Below are 19,293 nucleotides of genomic sequence, written 5' to 3'. Positions count from 1 at the left end.
CCCGGCCGGCCCAGCCGACAACCGGAGCTCAGCCCAGCTGGGCCACCACCCGGTCACGCGCGACGACCATATTGTGCAGTGCCGGTTCGACCTCGGCATAGCCCCTGGTCTTCAGCCCGCAGTCCGGGTTGATCCACAGCCGATCGGCGGGCACGTGCTCCAGCGCCGCCTCGATCAGCCCTGCGATCTCGTCGACTCCCGGCACCCGCGGGGAGTGGATATCGTAGACGCCCGGTCCGATCTCGGACGTGAAGTGCTCGTCGAGCCCGGCCAACAGCTCCATCCGCGAGCGCGCCGCCTCGATCGAGGTGACATCGGCGTCCAGGGCCGCGATCGCATCGATGATCTGGTTGAACTCGGAGTAACACAGGTGCGTGTGGATCTGCGTCTGCGGCGCCACCCCGACGTGGACCAGTCGGAAGGACTTCACGGCCCAGTCCAGATAGGCCTGCCGGTCGGCCGCGCGCAGCGGCAGCAGCTCGCGCAGCGCCGGTTCGTCGACCTGCACGATCGGCAGGCCCGCGGCCTCCAGATCGGCCACCTCGTCGCCCAGGGCCACGCCCAGCTGGAAGGCCGGTTCGGCCAGCGGCACATCGTCGCGCACGAAGGACCACGCCAGGATCGTCACCGGCCCGGTCAGCATGCCCTTGACCGGCTTGTCGGTCAGCCCCGCGGTGTAGCTCGACCACTCCACGGTGATCGGCGCGGGCCGGGACACGTCACCGAACAGAATCGGCGGACGCGTGCACCGGCTGCCGTAGGACTGCACCCAGCCGGCCACCGTAGTGGTGAAGCCCTCCAGGTGCTCGGCGAAGTACTGCACCATGTCGTTGCGCTCGGGCTCGCCGTGGACCAGCACGTCCAGGCCCAGCTCCTCCTGCAGGTCGACGACCCGCTTGATCTCCGCCCGATTCGCCTCCACGTACTCTTCCGAGGTGATCCGGCCGGCGCGGTAATCCGCCCTGGCCCGCCGCACCTCGGCGGTCTGTGGGAAGGAGCCGATCGTGGTCGTCGGCAGCAGCGGCAGCCCCAGGGCCTTGTGCTGGGCGGCGCGGCGGGCCGCCGGATCGCCCCGGTCGACCGAGGCCTCCGCCAGTCCCTGCGTGCGCTTGCGCACCGCGGCGTCGAAGGTCCGGTTCGACTCCCCACGGGTCCGTTTGGCCCGCCGGGAACGCTCGAACACGGCCGCGTTCGAGGAGCGCACCCGCCCGGTGACGCCGGAGACGAGCGAATCACCCAGTGCCACGACCTCCGAGACCTTCTCCTCGGCGAACGACAGCCAGCCGGCCACATCGACGGGGAGTTTGGTCTCCGGGGCCAGGGAATAGGGCACGTGCAGCAGCGAGGTCCCGGTCGACACGGTCACGGACCGGCCGAGTTCGGAGACCTGGGCGTACACGGATTCAAGGTCGGCGGCCCACACATTGCGCCCGTCGATGACGCCGGCGACCAGCCCGACGGATTCCGGCAGCACGGCGGCCACGCGCGCAGCGTACTCCGGATCGCGCTCGAGCACCGTGGCCGACAGGTCGACGTGCACGGCCTCCGGCGGGGTCTGCGCCAAGGCGCCCAGCCCGGTCTGCAGGGCACCGTAGGGTGTGGCCACCAGAACCTGCGGGCGCTGCCGGCCCGGCACGGGCTCCAGCAGCCGCTCGTACGCCCGGCTGTAGGCGGCGGCGAGCTCAGCGTCCGAGGCCGTCTCCAGGTCCGCGACCAGGGCCGGCTCGTCCAGCTGCACCCAGTCGACATTGGCCCTGGCCAGCTCCGCCAGCACCTCGGCGTAGGCGTCGACCAGCTTCTCGAGGTGTGCCAGGGGTTCCGCGTCCTCGGCGCCGGCCGCCTTGGACAGGGCCAGCAGGGTCACGGGCCCCACCAGGACCGGCCGCAGCGTGTGCCCCGCGTCGTGGCCCTCCTTGACCAGCTTGAGCAGTCGGTCGGCGCGCGCGGTGAAGGTCCGCTCGGCGTCGCCGGAGACCTCGGGCACCAAGTAGTGGTAGTTCGTATCGAACCACTTCGTCATCTCCAACGGCGCCCGCTTCTCGTTCCCCCGGGCCAGTCCGAAGTACTGCTGTGCGGTGACCGTGTCCACCGCACCGCCCTGCAGGCCCACCGTGATCGCCGTTTCCAGGACGTGGTCGTACCAGGCGAAGTCCGCCGGGATCGAATAGGCCTCCGTCAGCCCCAGATCCTTCAGCCGGGCATAGGTGTCAAGGCGCAGGCTGTGCGCGGCGGATTCCAGGTCGGCCTCCGTGATGTCGCCGGCCCAGAAGGATTCGAGCGCCTTCTTCAGTTCCCGGTTCGGCCCGATCCGCGGATAGCCGGTGACGGTGGCCTGGGGCAGCTGCGGTCCGCGCAGCCGGGTGGTTTCGGCAGTCATTGCCTCGCCTCTCTCTGATGGTTTCGGGTGGTCAGGCGTCCGCGGTCGATCCGATCGAACAGATCGCCGACCACCCGTGGGTTGTTGAATGTGTAGATGTGCAGTCCGGGGGCTCCCCCGTCGAGCAGGCGTGCGGCCAGTTCGGCGGTGAAGGCCAACCCGATGTCACGCTGTTCGGCCTCCGAGGCGCTCTCCAGGCGGGCGTCCAGCCCCGCCGGGGGCGTAAGCCCCGACAGGTGCGCCATCCGCTGCAGCCGGGCCGCCGAGGTCACCGGCAGGATTCCCGGCACGATCGGCAGGTGCACCCCGGCCAGGCGGGAGCGCTCCAACAGGCGCAGATAGGCCTCGGGGTCGAAGAAGAGCTGGGTGATCGCGAAGTCAGCGCCGGCCCGCTGCTTGGCCAGCAGCACGTCGATGTCCTCGTCGACCCCCGTGGATTCCGCGTGCCCGGAGGGATAGGCGGCCACCCCGACCGACAACCGGCCGGCGGCGAAGCGGGCGAAGTCCCTGGCCTCGACCCGCCGGATGAGTTCGACTAAGTCGTTGGCGTGGGCCAGGTGCCCCGCCGGAGGGGCGCTGGACCCCGGTTCCAGGTCCCCGCGGATCGCCAGGAAACCGCGGACCCCCGCGTCGACGAAGTCCTCGACCTGGTGGACCAGTTCCGCCCGGGGCGCGCCCATGCAGGTGATGTGGGCCAGCGGGCGCAGCCGGGTGGTCTGGTCGAGCTCGCGCACGAAGTCGCGCGTACCGGCCGCCCACCCGGACTTGCCCGAACTGGTGATCGCCACATAGTCGGGGGCATAGCCTTCGAGGGTGGAGATGAGCTCGGGCAACCGGGCCCGGCCGGCCGCGGTGCCCGGCGGGATGACCTCGAAGGACAGGGCCAGCCGCGAGTCACCGGGGCCGGAGGGACGCCCGCCCGGCGCTATCTCGTCCAGGGGAGCCGAGGCGGATACCGTTCCCGATGTCGTGTTCATGCCAACCACGATAGGTCCACCGGACGAGCCGGGAAAGTGCCGCGTCACATTCGGTCATAGATTTATACGCACCATATATGACTCACCATAGGCGCGGTCTATAACTGCTGTTCAGTTCGCCCGTGCGTACAGCACCAGGCGCTCCCAGTGGTTCGAGTATTCTTCGAAAGCAGCCCGCGCGCCCTCCGGATTGTCCATGTCCAGCGAGTCGATCCACTCGGTCACCAGGCCGGCGCCAGTGTCCGGCCACAGCACCCCGGTCATCCCGCCCAGGTCCAATTCCACGATCGCGTTGAGGTCGAAGGAGTCCAACCATTCGCCGAAGGCCACCGTCGATTCCCGCACAGTCGTCAACCGGGACTTCTCCTCCAGCACCCCGGCCGCCCATTCGACCCGGGCCGAGGCGGTGAGCACGGGGACGCGGATACGCACCCACGGGGCGCCGGCGCGCTCACTGACGATCACCCGGTCCTCCTCCGGATCCAGTGCCAGCCACCACACCGGGGAGATGTCCCAGGCCGCGGTCCGGGTGAAGATCCGCTGATCGGGGTCGTCCTGCAGCCATTCGACCCGGTGCGCGGCCGCCCGGCGGCGCGCCGGCTTCGGGACCACCAGGTCGAGCTCGGCCCTGGGCAGATCGTCCTCGAGCGAATCGAGCGCGGCCCAGGAGCGGATATCGTCCTGCACCGGGCACACGCGGTCCAGCCCGTCGCCGGCCTCGGAGCCGGGCATGAAGATAGGCGTGCCCCGGTAGGAGTCGGCGATCGGATCCGGGGGCAGGCTCAGCAATCGCTTATCGGCATCGGCCGCGACCAGGTCCAGGATCATATCCCGGTTCTCGCTGACAGGGTAGTCAGCCAGATCGGGGTGCATTTCGATCGGCTCGAAGACCCGCAGGTCGATCTGGAAGTCACGCGCATAGGGCATACCGCTACCCTACTTGGCGCGCGCTAGTAGGATCGAACCATGTCCGCAAGCAGCCCCACCCGCGACTACGTGATGGCGATCGACCAGGGGACGACGTCGTCCCGGGCGATCCTGTTCGACCATGCCGGCTCGATCGTGTCGATCGGCCAGTTGGAACACGAGCAGATCTTCCCGCGCGCGGGCTGGGTCGAACACGACCCCCTGGAGATCTGGCGCAATGTCCGCCGGGCCGTCGCCGACTGCCTGTCCAAGGCGGAACTCGACGCCTCCCGGATCGCCGCGGTGGGGATCACGAACCAGCGCGAGACCACGGTCGTGTGGAACCGGCACACCGGCGAGCCGGTCTACAACGCCATCGTGTGGCAGGACATCCGGACCCGCGAGATCTGCGAGCGCCTGGCCGCCGGCGCACCCGAGGGAGGACCCGCCGGGGCCGATCGGTACCGCGAGCGCGTCGGACTGTCCCTTGCGACCTACTTCGCCGGACCCAAGATCGCCTGGATCCTGGAGAACGTGCCGGGTGCGCGCGCCGCGGCCGAGGCCGGGGACCTGCTCTTCGGCACCACCGACACCTGGTTGCTGTGGAACCTCACGGGTGGCCCGCAGGGCCCCGGGCCCAAGGGCGGGGTGCATCTGACCGATGTGACGAATGCGTCGCGCACGATGCTCATGGACATCCGCTCCCTGTCCTGGGAGGCCGATATCGCAGCCGATTTCGGCATCCCCATGTCCATGCTGCCCGAGATCCGCACCTCTTCCGAGGTCTACGGCCACGGTCGCCCGCACGGCTTCCTGGCCGGCGTGCCGGTCGCCGGCATCCTGGGCGATCAGCAGGCCGCCACCTTCGGGCATGCCTGTTTCACCCCCGGCCAGTCGAAGAACACCTACGGCACCGGCAACTTCATGCTGATGAACACCGGCGGTGAGCCGGTGATCAGCGATAACGGTCTACTGACCACCGTCGCCTACCAGTTGGGTGGGCGGGCGCCGGTATACGCCCTGGAGGGCTCGATCGCGGTGTCCGGTTCGCTCATCCAGTGGCTACGCGACAATCTGGGGATGCTCACCGACGCCGCCCAGTCCGAGGCCCTGGCGAAGTCGGTGCCGGATTCGGGCGATACGTACATCGTGCCGGCCTTCTCCGGGCTGTTCGCACCGTATTGGCGCCCCGATGCGCGCGGGGTGATCGTCGGGCTGACCAGGTTCGTCAACCGGGCCCACATCGTGCGCGCGGCCCTGGAGTCCACCGCCTATCAGTCCCGCGAGGTGATCGAGGCGATGAACGCCGATTCCGGGGTGGCCCTGAGCGAGCTGCGGGTCGACGGCGGGATGACGGACAACGACTTCCTCATGCAGTTCCAAGCCGACCTCCTGCAGGTCCCGGTGGTGCGCCCGCAGATCACCGAGGTCACCGCCCTGGGAGCGGCCTTCGCCGCCGGCATCGCGGTGGGCTTCTGGCGTGACGAGGACGATGTCACCGGCCGCTGGCAGCCGGGCCGCCGCTGGACCCCGCAGATGCCGCGGGAACGGGTGGAGGAATTGTTCTCCCGCTGGAAGCAGGCGGTGACCAGAACCTTCGACTGGGTGGAGTGAAGCCGGGTCCCACCGCGAGTGGGCCCGCGGCGTGTCTCATCTCACGACCGTGTCCGCGAAATAGCAACTGCAGCCGATAACCGGTAACATTATCCGTCATAAGGACATTTGTGAGAATTGCACCGGGGCCTGTATAAGGGCATCCTGGACCTAGACGGAGGGGGTCGACGCCTGTGGGTCGCGGCCGCGCTAAGGCGAAGCAGATCAAGGTAGCCCGGAAGCTCAAGTATTTCAGTCCGGACACCGATTTGAATGCTCTCCAGAGGGAACTCGGTTCGGAATCGGAGCAGGCAGCTCCCGATTTCCAGGATGACTACGCTGAGGACCCCGACGATGACTATTCGGATTACGCGGACAAGTACGCGGAATGGGCCGATGTCATCGAGGAGTCCGAATCGAAGGATCACGACCGGTCCAACTGAACCGGCTCCCGCGCTGCGGCTAGGCTTAAGGCCATGGACGCGACGATCGACGAGGCCCTGACCGGCATCGGAACCCGCCTCAAGGCGGCACGCACGGCCAAGAACCTCACCCTGGCCGAGGTCGGACACTCCACACATATCTCCGCCTCGACTCTGTCACGGCTGGAATCCGGTGAGCGCAAGGCCACCCTGGAGCTGTTGCTGCCGCTGTCGCGCCTCTACCATGTCCCCCTGGACGATCTGGTGGGCGGACCGCCGTTGACAGAGGCCAGGGTGAACCCCCGCAGGGCGAACCTGCCAGGCGAAACCGTCACCGCACTGGCCCATGCCGACACCCCGCTGCGCATCTACCGGCACATCCTGCGGCCGGCCGAATCGCGCCGGGTGGGCGCCCGTGCCGATCTGCGCATGCACACGGGCCATGAGTGGCTCTATGTTGTCGCGGGTTCCCTGTGGCTGCGGCTGGGCCCGCGCACCTACACCCTGACGGCCGGCCAGGCGGTGCAGTTCGACGGGCGCACGGCCCATGCCCTGGGCAATGAGCGCACCGATGACACCGCCGAATACCTCAGCCTCTACAGCAGAGCGGGGGAACGCACGCACGTTCCCCCGTTCACCCAGCACTGAGTTCGCCGGCGCTGATTTCAGAGCCGGTCAGTCGAGCAGGATCGCAGCCCCGCCGTCGACGCCCTTGGCGCCCTGCACATAGAAGGGATCGCCGGCCAGCGCGCCGTCATCGGTGCTCACGTCTCCGAGGATCCACGCACCGGGGTAGGCGGCCAGCAGCGCATCGGCGGCCGCGGCATCGGCCACCAACACCATGCCCACACCCAGGTTCCAGGTGCGTTCGCGGTCGGCCCCGGGCACCCCGCCCAGATCGCCCAGCACGTTGAACACTGCGGGGACCTCCCAGGAGCCGCGCCGCATTGTGGCCAGGGTGCCCACCGGCAGCACGCGGGCCACGTTCGCCGACAGCCCGCCGCCGGTCACATGGCTCATCGAGTGCACGGCACCCGGATGCTCCTGCAGCACCCGCAGCAGCTCGCCGGAGTAGACGTGGGTGGGGGTGAGGATCTCCTCGCCCAGGGTACGGCCGAATTCCGGGACCTCGCGGTCCAGTTTCCAACCGGCGTCGGCGATGATGCGGCGCACCAGCGAATAGCCATTGGAGTGCAGGCCGGACGAGGGCAGTCCGATGAGCACATCGCCGGCGCGCACCTTCTCGGCGCCCAACAGATCGGCGGCGTCCACCACCCCGGTGGCGGCACCGGCGACATCGTATTCGTCCGGCCCCAACAGGCCAGGATGCTCGGCGGTCTCGCCGCCGACCAGGGAGACACCGGCGGCGGTGCAGGCCTCGGCCACGCCGCGCACGATGTCGGCGATCCGCTGGGGCACCACGTGCCCACAGGCGATGTAGTCGGTCATGATCAGCGGTTTGGCGCCGGCGACGACGATGTCGTCGACGACCATGCCGACGAGGTCCCAGCCGATCGTGTCGTGGATGTCCAGGGCCTGCGCGATCGCGACCTTGGTGCCCACCCCGTCGGTCGAGGTGGCCAGCAGGGGCTGCTTGTAGCCGTGCAGGAAGCTGACGTCGAACATCCCGGCGAAACCGCCGACCCCGCCGAACACACCGGCGGTGTGCGTGCGCGAGACCGCCTCCTTCATCAGCTCGACGGCCCTGTCACCCGCCTCCACGTCCACGCCTGCTGCGGCATAGGTTGTCCCGGATGCGGGGGTTTCGGGTGTCGTGGTCATACGCTGGCCTTCTCGGGGTAGACGGAGGTGACTCGCCTATTCTCCCATATCGGAGCCGGGCTTCCCCGCGGGCTCCCCCGCACGCGCGGCAGCCCGCTCGGCCTTCTTCGCCGCCCGCCGCTCCTTGCGCGTCACGGGTCCGGCCACGGTAGCCGGAATGGCCTCGGCGACGTATTCGGCGCCCACCGTCAGCACCCGGGCCCGCTTGGTTGCGCGCCGGTCCACCAACAGCGCCACGATCGCGCCGAGGAAGCCGCCGACCACGCCCAGGATCGCCATGAGCAGGCCGAAGGCCTGGCTCCGGGTGAACTCGCCGGTCAGCTGCGAGGTGTCGACCGGCAGCACTGCCAGGACACCGGCGACGATGAAGCCCAGGACGATGCCCGCGACGATGAAGACCGAGTACTTGGGGCTGCGCCGCACGCGGACCTGGATGTCCTCGTGCAACTGCCGGGGTTCCGGGGTGGCGGGTTCCGGGGTGGCCGGAACGGTGTCGGGAACGGTGGACTCGGTGGATTCCTCGGGCTGTGGAGCATTGCTGGGCATGCGCTCCAGTCTAGACGATCGCGATACAGGCGATGCCCGCCAGGACGATGCCCGCGCCCGCCAGCTTGGGCGCCAAGCCACGTTCTCCGAAGAACCACCAGGCGAACAGCGTGCCGATGATGATCGAGGTCTCCCGCAGCGGTGCCACCAGGGCCACCGAAACGTGTTGCATCGCATAGAGCACCAGCAGATAGGCCGTCGGCGAGAGCAGGCCGACGGCCAGGGTCTGCCTGCCGTAGCGGCGTACGACGAAGGCCACCTCCGCCCGCGCCCCGGCACTGTGCAGCACCCGCGGGGCCATCAGCAGGCCCACGCAGGCGCAGCCCAGTCCGTAGTACAACACCGGGGACAGGCCCAGCCGGTTCACCGAGAAGTCGTCGAACAGCGTGTAGCCGGCGATCGCCAGGCCCGTCAGGGCGCCCCAGCGGATGCCCGCCCCGATCCGGCCGGAGCCCCCGGAGCGCGAACCCGACAGCGTCACCACGGTGATCCCGACCAGGATCAGCACGCCCCCGATGATGCCAAGGGCGCCGGGGCGCTGGCCGAGCACCGCGATCGCCACCAGCATGGTCACCAGCGGGCCCACTCCCCTGGCCGTCGGATAGACCACGGACATGTCGGCCCGCTCGTAGCCCGTCTGCAGGGACAGGGAATAGGCCATGTGCAACAGCCCCGTGACGGCACCGGCGCCCAGCGCGATCCAATTCGGGGCCGGCCCCAACATACCGGGTGCCAGCAGGGACACACCCGCGAAGCCCACCAACAACAGCACAGCCTGCAGCGCCTGATAGCAGAAGACGAAGACATAGCCGTGGCCTGCGACCGTCTTGGCGATCGCATTCCACCCGGCGTGTGCCACCGAGCCCGCCAGCACCAGTGCCAGCCATGTCCCGTCCATGCCGTCTCAGATCCTGTAGCGGACCCTGTGGGCGCCGCCCCCGCGGCTCATAGATGCACGACGACCGTCTTGGTCTGGGTGTACTCGTCGAAGGCCTCGATCGACTTCTCCCGGCCGTAACCGGACTTCTTGAAACCGCCGAAGGGCAGCTCCACCCCACCGCCGGCGCCGTAGGTGTTGACGAACACCTGGCCGGCCTCGATCCCGGCGGCCATCCGATGGGCGCGCGAGAGGTCCTTCGTCCACACCGCGGACACCAGTCCGTAGTCGGTGCCGTTGGCCAGCTCCAGGGCGGAGGCGTCGGAGTCGAACTCGGTTGCCACGACCACCGGGCCGAACACCTCGTCGCGGGCGATCTCGGAGGCGGGATCGACGTCGTCGACGATCGTCGGCGCGAAGAACGCCCCATCGGCGAGGTCCGCACCGGGGACCGCCACACGCGCGCCACCGGTCACGATGGTGCCGGAGGACAGCCGGTCGAAGAAGCCCTGCACGCGGGCCAGCTGCTTGGCCGAGACCAGCGGCCCCAGGCCCGGATCGTCCAGGCCGCGGCCCAGGGTCAGCTCCTCCATCGCCGCCGCCATCTTCTCCACCACCTGGGCGTGGACGGCGCGGTGGACCAGCAGCCTGGCACCGGCCGAGCAGGTCTGTCCGGCGTTCTGCACGATCGAGCGGACCAGGCTGGGGATCGCGGCGTCGACATCGGCATCGGCGAAGACGATGTTCGCGGACTTCCCACCCAGTTCCAGCACGGTGGGGATGACGCGCTTGGCCGCTGCCGCGGCGATCAGCGAACCGGTGCCGGTGGAGCCGACGAAGCCCAGGTGCGCCACTCCCGGGTGGTTGGCCAGGGCATCACCGGCCTCGGCGCCCAGGCCCGTGACGACGTTGAAGGCCCCTGCGGGGAAGCCCGCCTCCAGCAGGATCCGGGCCAGCGCCACCGTCGAGCGCGGGGTCTCGTCGGCGGGCTTGGCCACGGCGCAGTTGCCGGTGGCCAGGCTGGTCGCAGCGGCCCTGCCGACCAGCTGCAGGGGGTAGTTCCATGCGACGATGTGGCCGGTCACCCCATAGGGTTCGCGCCGGGTGTAGGCGTGGAAGTCCTCGCCCATCGGGATGACCGTCGAATAGTAGGACTCGATGGTGTGGCCGTAGAACTCGAAGTAGCGGGCGCACACGTCGACGTCGGCGTAGGCCTGGGACAGCGGCTTGCCGGTGTCCTCGCTCTCCAGCCGGGCCAGTGCATCGCGCTTGGCCCGAATCAGCCCGGCGGCCGCCACCAGCAGCCGCGAGCGCTGTTCCGGACTGGACTTCCGCCACTGCCGCTGGGCGGTGGCGGCCGCTGCGACGGCCCGGTCGACCTCCTCGGCACCGGCCCTGGCCACCTCGCCCAGGCTCGTGCCCGTCGCCGGGTCGATATTGGAATAGGTGCGTCGGCTGGGGACGGACTCCCCGGCGATGAAGGAACAGGTCTGCGCGGCTTCGGGCATCTCAGTCATGTGACCCATTAGACCACAGGGGCAGGTAGTCCCCGAGGTCCGAGCGGATCCCGGAGGCCTGTACCGCCGCGGTGTCCAGGGCCGTGGCGAAGTCCACATGCCCCGAGGCCAGGTCCAGCCAGGTCGCGGGATCCGTCTCCACCACGTTCGGCGGGGTGCCGCGGGTGTGCCGCGGACCGGGGATCGCCTGGACCACGGAGAAGGGCGGGACGCGGACCTCGACGGAATTGCCCGGATGGCGTTCGGAGAGTTCCTCCAGGGTGAAGCGCACGGCCGTGGCCAGGGTGCGCCGGTCCACGGACGCCGCCCCGCCTGGTGTGTCCCTGGCCGCCAGCCAGGTCTCATAGGCTCCGCGGCCGGCGACCGGATCGATCTTGCGCTTGATCGCCATCAGGCGCCCACCGCCCGCTCGTGCAGCAGCTGCCGGATCCGCTCGGCGGTCTTGATCTCGCCGACTGTGCGCACGGTGCCGTCGGACTTCGTGCCGCCGGTGATGGCCGGCACCACATCGCCGAGCACGTCCAGGGCCGATTCCGCGCTCAGCGCGCCGGCCGCCACCAGGAGTTCCAGGGCGATGAGCGTATTGGCCCGCGAGGCCCCGTCCAGGGTCTTGACGGCCACCGCCACCCCGGCTGGGGTCGACATGACGAGCACGCCCTCGGCCCCGATCTTGGCGAACACGCCCAGGCGTTCGATCACCACGGAGTTCGGTGCCCCGTGCCCTTCGATCGCCCAGGGTTCGGCGAACACGCCCTCCATCAGTGTGGCGGCCTCCGGTGTGGTGCGCGCGCCGACCCGCCCGATGCCCAGCGCCAGATGGCGCAGATCGAGCGCGTGCACGGGAGCTCCGCAGCCGTCGATCCCGGTGTACAGGGGTGCTTGGCCGCAGTAGCGTTCGACCACTGCGCGCACATGCCGCTGGATCCGCGATTCGGGATCCAGATAGTCCTTCACGGGTTCGCCCGTGAGCTTCTGGGCCATCAGGAAGGCCGCGTGCTTGCCCGAACAGTTGTAGTACAGCGGCGAGGTCAACCGGCCGGATCCGCGGGTGGCGATCCGGGCGTCGCGGTCGGCAGGGGCGACCGACGGGCACTGCAGGTCCGCCTCGGACAGGTTGACGCTGGCCAGCATCTTCTCGACGACCTCGACCTGGCCGAACTCCGCATTGTGGCTGGCCGTGGCCAGGGCGGCCGTCAGGCCGGACAGGGGAACGCCCAGTTCCATGCAGGCGATCGCCTGGAAGGGCTTGAGGCAGGAACGGGTGAGCACCGGTTCGTCGACCGCGCCCAGTTCGATCAGCGTTTGACCGGTATCCGCCGCCGCGGTGTCGACCACGATGGCCGAACCCAGATGGCGCGATTCGATGAAGCCGGAGCGTTCCACAACCGCCAGTTCCACTGCGGACTGGGCCTTGAAGGTCTCATTCATGCCTCCACCCTACCCAGGGTGGCCAACACATAGGACCAGGGGATTCGCTCCTGTTCCAGGCGGTAGTCCCCCAATCCGGCAAGGCTCGCACAGCAGGCGCGCTCGGCGGGGGTGAGGTGTGTCAGTTCGTCAGCGGTCCGGGTGAACAGGGTCGGCTCCCGCCCGGCCAGGTGGGCGAACCGGTCGCGAACCGTGGCGTTCATGAGCACCGAGCGGGTCCGCGGAAAGCGCGCGCGGACCATGTCGAGGATCGCGAAGCCGTGCGTGTCCACATCGCCCCAGTACAGGATCCGGCAGTCGTCCAGCCAGTCCAGGCCGGACAGGACTGCGGCGGCCCAGCCATCGCCGAAGATCGCCAGGCCCATCGGAACGTCCGCGCCGTTGCCGGCGGAGCCGACCGCCGGCAATGACAGGAAGCTCTCCTCGTTCTCCACCACCAGCACGGTGGTGCCGGGCGCCACTGCCAGGCGCGCGGCCTGGTCCACCGGCAGGGAGACATCGTCGATCCCGGCGGGCCAGGGACCGGTCAGGGCTGCGGGGTCGAGGATCCGCACCCGTACCAGGGGCTGTTTGTGCCGCAGCCGCCTGGCCCGGCCTGCGGCGAGTACGGGCAGCAGCGGGGCGATGAGACCGCGGTGGGTCTCGATCCATTTGGTGTCGACCCGCTCGATCGGCAGTTCGCGCACCGAGGGCGGCCGCAGGTGCCCGTCCGCCGCCTCCACATCCTCCTCCGGGTGTTCGACGAACCAGGTGAGCACGGCGGCCAGCCGGTCCACCTCGACCGCCGGCAGTTCGGCCAGACGGCCCAGCAGCGGGCGCAGGGCGGCCGCGACCTCGGGTGCAGGTGTGGATTCGACCAGTCCACCGCCGATCCCGGCCAGCAGGCGCGCCCGGGCGCGCATCAGGGAGAAGCGCTCGGTCAGCCCCGTCAGGCGCAGGGTGGCGGTGCGCGTGTCCAGGCGCAGCCGCACGGGCAGCTGCTGCCGGGTCGCCCCGGCCCAGCGGCGGGTGGCCCAGTCGACGGTGAGGCCGTCGATCCCCTGATGCGAGGCCGCGAACAGCCGCCAGTCGGCCAGCCACCGTTCGAAGGCGGGGATATCGGCCCAGGCAGTGTCCTCCGTCGGCGCCGCACTCGAGGTGCGCAGTGCCGTGAACTCCCCGCCGAGCGCCCAGTCGCGCAGGCGGCGCTCGACCCTCCTGCGCAGTTCGCCCGTGGCCTCGGCGGTGGACTTCACGCCGGGTCCACCGGTTCCTCGGACTCGGCGGCCTCCGTGGGTTCGGCCCGCCACATGACCGGTACCACCCGCGAGGAGCTGCGGTCGCTCGAGGTCACCTGGGCCAGGCCCTCGACGTAGAGCTCGAGGGTGGGCAGGAGCTTCTCCGGGGTGGCCAGCAGCAGGTGGAAGCCGAAGTCGAGGAACACCTCGATCGCGATCCGGGTGAAGCTCGCATCGGTCTTGTCGAAGGCCTCGTCGAGCACCACGGTGCCGAATGTCGGGATGCCCGATGACTGATCGGCCAGTTGATAGCGCAGGGCCGCCGCCAGGCAGAAGATGACGAGCTTCTGCCGCTGCCCGCCGGACAGGCCGGCCGAGGACTCGTAGATATCGGTCCGGTTGCCGGCCCCGTCTGACTCGATCGCCACGAAGGTGACGTGCCGGCGGGTGTCGAGCACGGCATCGCGCCATCTGCGGTTCTCGGCATCACCCAGGCGCGCGATCACCCGCTCCATCAACGCGAATTTCTCCTCGGCCGCCGGGCCGTCGAGTTGTTCGCCGTAGCCCCCGGCGATCTTCCCCAGGTCCCCGATGAAGGTCTTGACCTCGGTCGAGCGGACCTCGCGCGGTTCGATCCGCAGATACCGGTCGGTGTCGAACTGACTGCCCGCCAGCGATTCGTTGACCGGTTCGATGCGCTTGCGGATCTCGCCCGGCGCCCGGGTGATCTGATTGCGCAGTTGGCCGATCTGCTTCATCGACTGCTCCGCCAGCATCTCCTTGAACCTGGCTTCGAACACCGGCAGATTGTCGGTCACCAGCTGGGCGCGCAGGGCGGCGAACACGGCACGGTCCGCGACTTCGGCACCGGCCTCCGGCAGGGCCGCCGGCCACTGTTTCTGGAAGGAGGTCGCGCCCTGGGCGAATCCCGTCTCGGCCGACCCCTTGGCCTGCTGGGCCGTGGCGGAGCGGGCGAAGAGCTCATCGGCGACCTGTTTGGCGCGCGCGTCGAGCTCGTCGACCTCCAGCCGACGCTTCTGTGCGAACAGCAGACCACGGGCCTCCTGCGCCTCCTCGGCTGGCAGCTCACCGGCCACCTGGGCCCTGTCCCTGGCCCGCTGCAGGGTCCGTTTGAGTTCGCCCTGGCGCCGCACCAGGGTCTCGACCCCGACCTCGAGGTCCCTGGCCAGGGCACGGGCCTGCGCCAGCCTGGCCGTCAGTTCCGTCTCCCTGGCCTGCGCCTGAGCCAGCTCGGGGTTCTCCCGGCCCAGGGTGGCCAGCGAATCCTGCAGCCCGGCCATGGTCTCCTCGATCCCGGCCGCGTCGATGTGCTCCCAGTCCGTCTGGCGGATTTCGTCGGCGAAATTCAGGCGCTTGACCACCTCGCCCTCGAGCGCCACGAGGTCGGTGTAGCGGGCCTCGGCGGCCGCCAGCTCCTTGTCGATCCTGGCCAGTTCGGCACCCAGGCGCACGACCTTGTCATCGGCGGAGAAGCCCAGCAGCCAGCGCGCGGCATCGTCGATCCGGTACCGGTCGTCCTTGACGAAACGGTCCCCGCCGAACTTCACCTGGCCGGCCGCCGTGACGCCGCGGTCCACTGCATCAAGGGCATCGGCGTCGGCCACACAGCTGAAGTCGTAGCGTTCGGCCAGGGTCGCGGCCAACCAGCCGCGGTAGCGCTCATCGGCTTTCAGCTCGATCTTGTGGACCAGGGAGTCCGGATCGGCCACGGCACCGGGTGCCGCCCGCCCGGCGGAAACGACCTGCAATTCGATGCGCGCGCCCAGATGGTTGGCGTCCATCGCCCGGCGCACCGCCGAGGCCCGTTCAGGGCCGGTCAGCAGGGTCAGCGCCAGGGGCCGCAGCACGCGTTCCACCGCTCCGGTCCACTCCCGCTCCTGGGCGCGCACCTCCATCAGCTCGGCGGCGAACGGCAGGTCCACCGGCTCCAGGCCCGACTGCTCCGCAATGAGTTCACGCGCGGCGATCAGCCGACTGCCCAGGTTCGAGGAACTGGCCCTGGCCACATCGAGCTCGCGCTGCAGGCCCGCGCGCTGTTCGCGCAGATCACGGCGGGTCGCTGCGGCCTCGTTCGCGCGCTCGCGCCGGGCATCGCGGTCGGCCGCCAGGGCGGCATCGTCGAGCAGCCCCGCTTTGAGTTCCTCGTATTCGCCTTCGCTGGTCGGGAAGAACTCGATCCCGGCGGCCGCCGCATGACGGGCCAGCAGGGCCCACTGGCGCCCCGCGGTGTCCGCCTGCGCGCGCAGTGCCTCGATCCGGCCGGTCAGCACCTCGATCCGCGCGCCGCCCAGGTCCTGCATCTGCGCGTGCGCGGTATCGCGCTCCTCCTGCAGACGGGTCTCGTCACGGTCGGCCGCCACGCGCTCCTCGCGCCGGTCGTTGAGTTTCCGGGTGACCTCGGCCAGGTGGTCGGCGGCCAGCTCGGCCCTGACCACCTCGGTGATCGGGTCGAGTGCCGCGCGCAGGGATTCGAGCCGGGTCAGCTCGGCGCCCGCGGCCTCCCAGTCCTGGGCCAGGGTCTGCAGGGCCTCGAGGACCTCCAATTGTCTGCGGGCCTCGACCACGGAGCCGTGGGCCTCCGAGAGCGCGGAGAACTGGGCCACCGCGGCCTCGGCGATGGCGAAGGTCTTGGGGCGTTCGAGCATGAATTCGCGGAACAGCCCGTCGAGGCTCGCGAAGTTCTTCGCGGCCATGGTGCGGTGCCACAGTTCCACCGCCTCGTCGCGGTGCAGGCCCAGGGGCCGCAGCACGCGGGCGACGAAGGCCGAGTGCTTCTCCAACACCGCGGACTTGCCGTAGGCCTTGCGCAACGCGCGGATGTCGATGCCCGTGCGGGTGTATTCGGCGAAGTCGGTGATGTGCGCGTCCTCGCGCAGCAGGATCCCGACCTCCTTGATATCGCCGTTCGAACTGCCCGAGGCGGACAGGTGGAACAACTTGACCAGGGTCACCGGCGGTTGCCCGTCTGCGGTGTCGAAGCGCAACAGCAGGGCCGAGCGGGTCGCGCCGGGACGCAGGTACTCCGCGCCGATCTCCGCATCCGACTCCCCGCGCTTATAGGCTCCACGGATGTAGGAATAGAGTGACCGGTCGCTGCCGCGGCGCTCGGTGTCCTGGGCGGCGGCGTTGAAGCGCAGGCGCCCGCGCGGGACCAGCACGGTCGACACCGCGTCGAGCAGGCTGGATTTGCCGGATCCGGAGCGGCCGGTGATGACCAGGCCACCGCGCGGCACGTCGAGGGCGTGGACCAGGTCGCCGCCGAAGGTGCCCCAGTTGAGCACCTCGATGCGGGCCAGCCGATGCTGTTTGGCCAGTTCCCGGTCCAGCGCCCGTTCCGCCGCGTCCCGGGGCGCCGGGACCTCCGCCCCGGCGTGGACCAGGGCGTCGACCTGGCCGGCGTCCAGCAGGGACAGCTGCAGGGCCTCGCTCATGCCTGTGCCTCCCCGGCTTCGATGTCCGCACCCGCTGCGAGATCCGCGCCGTGTTCGTCGAGCAGGCGCTCGTACTCCGCGCGCAGCCGGCGCACCTCCTCCACGCCGAACAACAGCCGGATCACCGGGGACACCTCGAAGCGGCCCTCCTCTGCTGCCCGGTGCACGATCCCCGCCCGCTGCATCTCCGTCCACCCCGCGTTGAAGCGTTTGTCATAGGTCGAATCGTCCAGCCCCGAGGCCTTGCCGTAGGGTCGCACGGCGTCGCGGACCTCGTCGGCGCCCACGATCACAGGCGGCTCCCCCACGCTCATGAAGACCCGGCGCAGGTGCAGCAGGATGACCGACTGGATGAGCGTCAGCGCTCGCGAGCGCACCGTATAGTGCAGGGTCTCTCCGTCGACGCGGACATTGCGGACGTAGGCGATCTGGCCGCGCCGGTCGATCACCATCTCCAGGAACATATTCGCCAGCGCCTGGCGCAGGGCGGCCTCGTCGCGGTCGATGGCGCGCCACAGTTCTGGTGCCTTGACCCCTTCGATCTGTGGGCCGCGCAGCAGGGCGACCAGGGCCTTGCGGGAATCGCGGGCCAGGGTGCCGGTGTCCTCGGGCCACAGCTTCTGCAGGGACTCGGGCAACGACTCCGCTGCCCGGTCCTCCGCGTTCTCCTGGGCGACGTCCTCGTTACTCATATGTCCTTCCTCGGCTGAAAGCCCCGGCTGCCGGCCGGTGGCCGGGTGAAACGGGTCAGCGGGATCCGCGCACTCCGCCGGGTCCCTGCGATGGTCCGCCAGCTGACGGTTTCCTCCCCCGTGTCGGGGCCGGGGTCCCCGGCCAGGGACAGCAGGCCGATGATGCTGGCCACGCCCTGGGTGGCGGGCCGGTGGGCCAGCACCTGGCCCACGCTGATCCCGGCCGCCCGGCCCGCCGGGTCGGCGGCGGCGAAAGCGTCGGCGACGCTGCGGCGCAGTTCCTCGTAGTCGATGTCGGTCTCGCGCGAGCGGCGCAGCAACTCGGCCCAGTCCACGGCCTCGGGCTCCGGGGCGTCGACGATCTGGGAGTCGATCCGGGCATCGCCGGGATCGTAGAGCTGCCAGGCGCCGAGGGAGGAGATGTCGATGGCGGAGAGTTCGAAGTCGAAGCCGGTGTCCTGATAGGGCTGGACGTGGCGGAACAGTTCGAGGGCGGAGGCATTGGCCGCGCGGATCTCGTGGCCGAGCACCCGGTCGGTGCGGAACTCATCGGTTTGGACGAAGCGGCGCAGCGAGCGCGTCAGGTTCGTCATCACGGATTCGACCTCGGCGGACCGGTCCTGCATGAGTCCCATCAGGTCCTCGAGGAACCGGAGGTCCGACGCCGGCAGGGTGCGGGCGAAGGGCCGGTGGGCCAGCACCTCGATGTTGTCCTCGAATTCGGCCCCCAGCTCTGGGTCCATGATCAGGCCGTAGAACCCCTCGAAGCTGCGCCCGGCGTCCGATTCGGCCAGGTGGTCGACCCCGCGGAACACATCGGCGAGCACGGTGCCGCGTTGCCCGGAGGAGTCGATGAGCTTCTCGCGCAGGTTCCGGTTGATCTCCTCGAGCTGGGTGCGCACGCGGGTGAAGTCGCGTGGCAGGGCCTCGACCAGGCTGAGCACATCGCGGACGTCGTCGGCGGCGTGCCGGTCGTCCACCGGCGGCATCTCGCCGCGGCCCAGCCGTTGGATCTGTTGGTCGATGCGGGCGCGTTCGCGCTGCAGGGCGCGCATCCGGTTCATCACGTCCGGGTCGGTGTCGCGGACCACCTGGCGGATCCGCTGCTGGATCGTGGCCAGGCGCGACTGGTTGATCGACACGCGGGTGTCCTCGAGACCTGCGATGAAGGCGAAGGCGCTCAGCGCCGCCGGGGTCAGCTCATAGGTCTCCTCGCGGCTGTCGGGGATCACCCGGCGGGCCAGGATTCCGTTGCCGCGCCACAGATTGCAGTAGCCGGCGGCATCCCCGGTGACCTCGAAGCCCTCCTCGCGCATCGCGGCCAGATCCGCGTCGAGCAGTTCGAACAGGACCTCGGTGCGCAGCCTGGGTTCCTGGGCGCTCAGATGCTGGGGCAACAGGGCCGCGGCGAAGTACACGGTGTCGCTGCGCAGCAGGCGCCACGCAGGATCTTCCGCCATCAGCCGGTGCAGCCGATGGACCTCGCTCATCTGATTCACAACCCCCT

Annotated in this window: 16 protein-coding genes; 3 read left to right on the top strand and 13 right to left on the bottom strand. The window is 69.8% G+C overall.

Features of this window, described 5'->3' with window-relative positions; all coding sequences use genetic code 11:
* Positions 1-28: 28 nt before the first annotated feature.
* The 3 genes from metE to NQ036_RS07570 form a co-directional block, all read right to left on the bottom strand.
* A complete protein-coding gene (gene metE / locus NQ036_RS07580) occupies positions 29-2,377 on the bottom strand; it encodes a 5-methyltetrahydropteroyltriglutamate--homocysteine S-methyltransferase (protein WP_257058065.1) in 2,349 nt (782 codons plus the stop codon).
* The gene (locus NQ036_RS07575; protein WP_257058062.1) at positions 2,374-3,354 is read right to left on the bottom strand and encodes a methylenetetrahydrofolate reductase; all 981 of its coding nucleotides are present in this window, start codon (positions 3,352-3,354) and stop codon (positions 2,374-2,376) included. Before NQ036_RS07575 ends, metE begins: the two co-directional genes overlap by 4 nt.
* Before the next feature lie 111 nt (positions 3,355-3,465).
* Entirely contained in the window at positions 3,466-4,281 is an 816-nt protein-coding gene (locus NQ036_RS07570) for a hypothetical protein (RefSeq protein ID WP_257058059.1), read from the bottom strand.
* A 39-nt stretch (positions 4,282-4,320) separates the two neighbouring features.
* On the opposite strand from NQ036_RS07570, the gene glpK reads away from it, so the two are divergent.
* From glpK to NQ036_RS07555, 3 genes are all read left to right on the top strand, one after another.
* On the top strand, positions 4,321-5,874 hold the full coding sequence (gene glpK, locus NQ036_RS07565; RefSeq protein WP_257058057.1) for a glycerol kinase GlpK: 1,554 nt from the start codon (positions 4,321-4,323) through the stop codon (positions 5,872-5,874).
* A gap of 173 nt (positions 5,875-6,047) precedes the next feature.
* Complete coding sequence (locus NQ036_RS07560; RefSeq protein WP_257047895.1) at positions 6,048-6,296, top strand: DUF3073 domain-containing protein; 249 nt, start codon at positions 6,048-6,050, stop codon at positions 6,294-6,296.
* A gap of 33 nt (positions 6,297-6,329) precedes the next feature.
* Positions 6,330-6,923, top strand: coding sequence for a helix-turn-helix domain-containing protein (locus NQ036_RS07555; protein WP_257058053.1), 594 nt, complete (start codon positions 6,330-6,332; stop codon positions 6,921-6,923).
* 27 nt (positions 6,924-6,950) lie between these two features.
* Here NQ036_RS07555 and purM read toward each other — a convergent pair whose 3' ends face one another.
* Genes purM through NQ036_RS07505 form a run of 10 tightly spaced genes read right to left on the bottom strand, consistent with a single transcriptional unit; the run spans position 6,951 to position 19,276 of the window.
* On the bottom strand, positions 6,951-8,057 hold the full coding sequence (gene purM / locus NQ036_RS07550; RefSeq protein ID WP_257047893.1) for a phosphoribosylformylglycinamidine cyclo-ligase: 1,107 nt from the start codon (positions 8,055-8,057) through the stop codon (positions 6,951-6,953).
* 36 nt (positions 8,058-8,093) lie between these two features.
* On the bottom strand, positions 8,094-8,603 hold the full coding sequence (locus NQ036_RS07545) for a hypothetical protein (protein ID WP_257058051.1): 510 nt from the start codon (positions 8,601-8,603) through the stop codon (positions 8,094-8,096).
* Between the two features lie 10 nt (positions 8,604-8,613).
* On the bottom strand, positions 8,614-9,501 hold the full coding sequence (locus tag NQ036_RS07540; RefSeq protein ID WP_257047891.1) for an EamA family transporter: 888 nt from the start codon (positions 9,499-9,501) through the stop codon (positions 8,614-8,616).
* Between the two features lie 47 nt (positions 9,502-9,548).
* A complete protein-coding gene (locus NQ036_RS07535; RefSeq protein WP_373566582.1) occupies positions 9,549-11,006 on the bottom strand; it encodes an aldehyde dehydrogenase family protein in 1,458 nt (485 codons plus the stop codon).
* On the bottom strand, positions 10,990-11,388 hold the full coding sequence (locus NQ036_RS07530) for a sterol carrier family protein (protein WP_257047890.1): 399 nt from the start codon (positions 11,386-11,388) through the stop codon (positions 10,990-10,992). Before NQ036_RS07530 ends, NQ036_RS07535 begins: the two co-directional genes overlap by 17 nt.
* Entirely contained in the window at positions 11,388-12,425 is a 1,038-nt protein-coding gene (locus tag NQ036_RS07525; protein ID WP_257047889.1) for an asparaginase, read from the bottom strand. Before NQ036_RS07525 ends, NQ036_RS07530 begins: the two co-directional genes overlap by 1 nt.
* Positions 12,422-13,660 (bottom strand): DUF3322 and DUF2220 domain-containing protein, encoded by a 1,239-nt coding sequence (locus NQ036_RS07520; RefSeq protein WP_257058049.1) that lies wholly within the window; start codon positions 13,658-13,660, stop codon positions 12,422-12,424. The genes NQ036_RS07525 and NQ036_RS07520 overlap by 4 nt, the downstream gene beginning before the upstream one ends.
* Positions 13,657-17,094 carry an ATP-binding protein gene (locus tag NQ036_RS07515; RefSeq protein WP_257058047.1) on the bottom strand — a complete coding sequence of 1,146 codons (3,438 nt, stop codon included), beginning with the start codon at positions 17,092-17,094 and terminating at the stop codon, positions 13,657-13,659. The genes NQ036_RS07520 and NQ036_RS07515 overlap by 4 nt, the downstream gene beginning before the upstream one ends.
* Positions 17,091-17,786 carry a DUF4194 domain-containing protein gene (locus tag NQ036_RS07510; protein ID WP_257058045.1) on the bottom strand — a complete coding sequence of 232 codons (696 nt, stop codon included), beginning with the start codon at positions 17,784-17,786 and terminating at the stop codon, positions 17,091-17,093. Before NQ036_RS07510 ends, NQ036_RS07515 begins: the two co-directional genes overlap by 4 nt.
* Positions 17,783-19,276 carry a DUF3375 domain-containing protein gene (locus tag NQ036_RS07505; RefSeq protein WP_257058103.1) on the bottom strand — a complete coding sequence of 498 codons (1,494 nt, stop codon included), beginning with the start codon at positions 19,274-19,276 and terminating at the stop codon, positions 17,783-17,785. The genes NQ036_RS07510 and NQ036_RS07505 overlap by 4 nt, the downstream gene beginning before the upstream one ends.
* Positions 19,277-19,293: the final 17 nt, after the last annotated feature.

The sequence above is a fragment of the Brevibacterium sp. 91QC2O2 genome (assembly GCF_024580695.1).
GTDB lineage: Bacteria > Actinomycetota > Actinomycetes > Actinomycetales > Brevibacteriaceae > Brevibacterium > Brevibacterium moorei.
Note: the sequence above shows the minus strand (reverse complement) of the source record. Positions and strands in the feature narration are given on the sequence as shown.

What these genes read in the sequence shown, in the direction of transcription:
- metE (WP_257058065.1), bottom strand. Translation starts at nt 2,377, where the DNA reads ATGACTGCCGAAACCACCCGGCTGCGCGGACCGCAGCTGCCCCAGGCC.
- NQ036_RS07575 (WP_257058062.1), bottom strand. Translation starts at nt 3,354, where the DNA reads ATGAACACGACATCGGGAACGGTATCCGCCTCGGCTCCCCTGGACGAG.
- NQ036_RS07570 (WP_257058059.1), bottom strand. Translation starts at nt 4,281, where the DNA reads ATGCCCTATGCGCGTGACTTCCAGATCGACCTGCGGGTCTTCGAGCCG.
- glpK (WP_257058057.1), top strand. Translation starts at nt 4,321, where the DNA reads ATGTCCGCAAGCAGCCCCACCCGCGACTACGTGATGGCGATCGACCAG.
- NQ036_RS07555 (WP_257058053.1), top strand. Translation starts at nt 6,330, where the DNA reads ATGGACGCGACGATCGACGAGGCCCTGACCGGCATCGGAACCCGCCTC.
- purM (WP_257047893.1), bottom strand. Translation starts at nt 8,057, where the DNA reads ATGACCACGACACCCGAAACCCCCGCATCCGGGACAACCTATGCCGCA.
- NQ036_RS07545 (WP_257058051.1), bottom strand. Translation starts at nt 8,603, where the DNA reads ATGCCCAGCAATGCTCCACAGCCCGAGGAATCCACCGAGTCCACCGTT.
- NQ036_RS07540 (WP_257047891.1), bottom strand. Translation starts at nt 9,501, where the DNA reads ATGGACGGGACATGGCTGGCACTGGTGCTGGCGGGCTCGGTGGCACAC.
- NQ036_RS07535 (WP_373566582.1), bottom strand. Translation starts at nt 11,006, where the DNA reads ATGGGTCACATGACTGAGATGCCCGAAGCCGCGCAGACCTGTTCCTTC.
- NQ036_RS07530 (WP_257047890.1), bottom strand. Translation starts at nt 11,388, where the DNA reads ATGGCGATCAAGCGCAAGATCGATCCGGTCGCCGGCCGCGGAGCCTAT.
- NQ036_RS07525 (WP_257047889.1), bottom strand. Translation starts at nt 12,425, where the DNA reads ATGAATGAGACCTTCAAGGCCCAGTCCGCAGTGGAACTGGCGGTTGTG.
- NQ036_RS07515 (WP_257058047.1), bottom strand. Translation starts at nt 17,094, where the DNA reads ATGAGCGAGGCCCTGCAGCTGTCCCTGCTGGACGCCGGCCAGGTCGAC.
- NQ036_RS07510 (WP_257058045.1), bottom strand. Translation starts at nt 17,786, where the DNA reads ATGAGTAACGAGGACGTCGCCCAGGAGAACGCGGAGGACCGGGCAGCG.
- NQ036_RS07505 (WP_257058103.1), bottom strand. Translation starts at nt 19,276, where the DNA reads ATGAGCGAGGTCCATCGGCTGCACCGGCTGATGGCGGAAGATCCTGCG.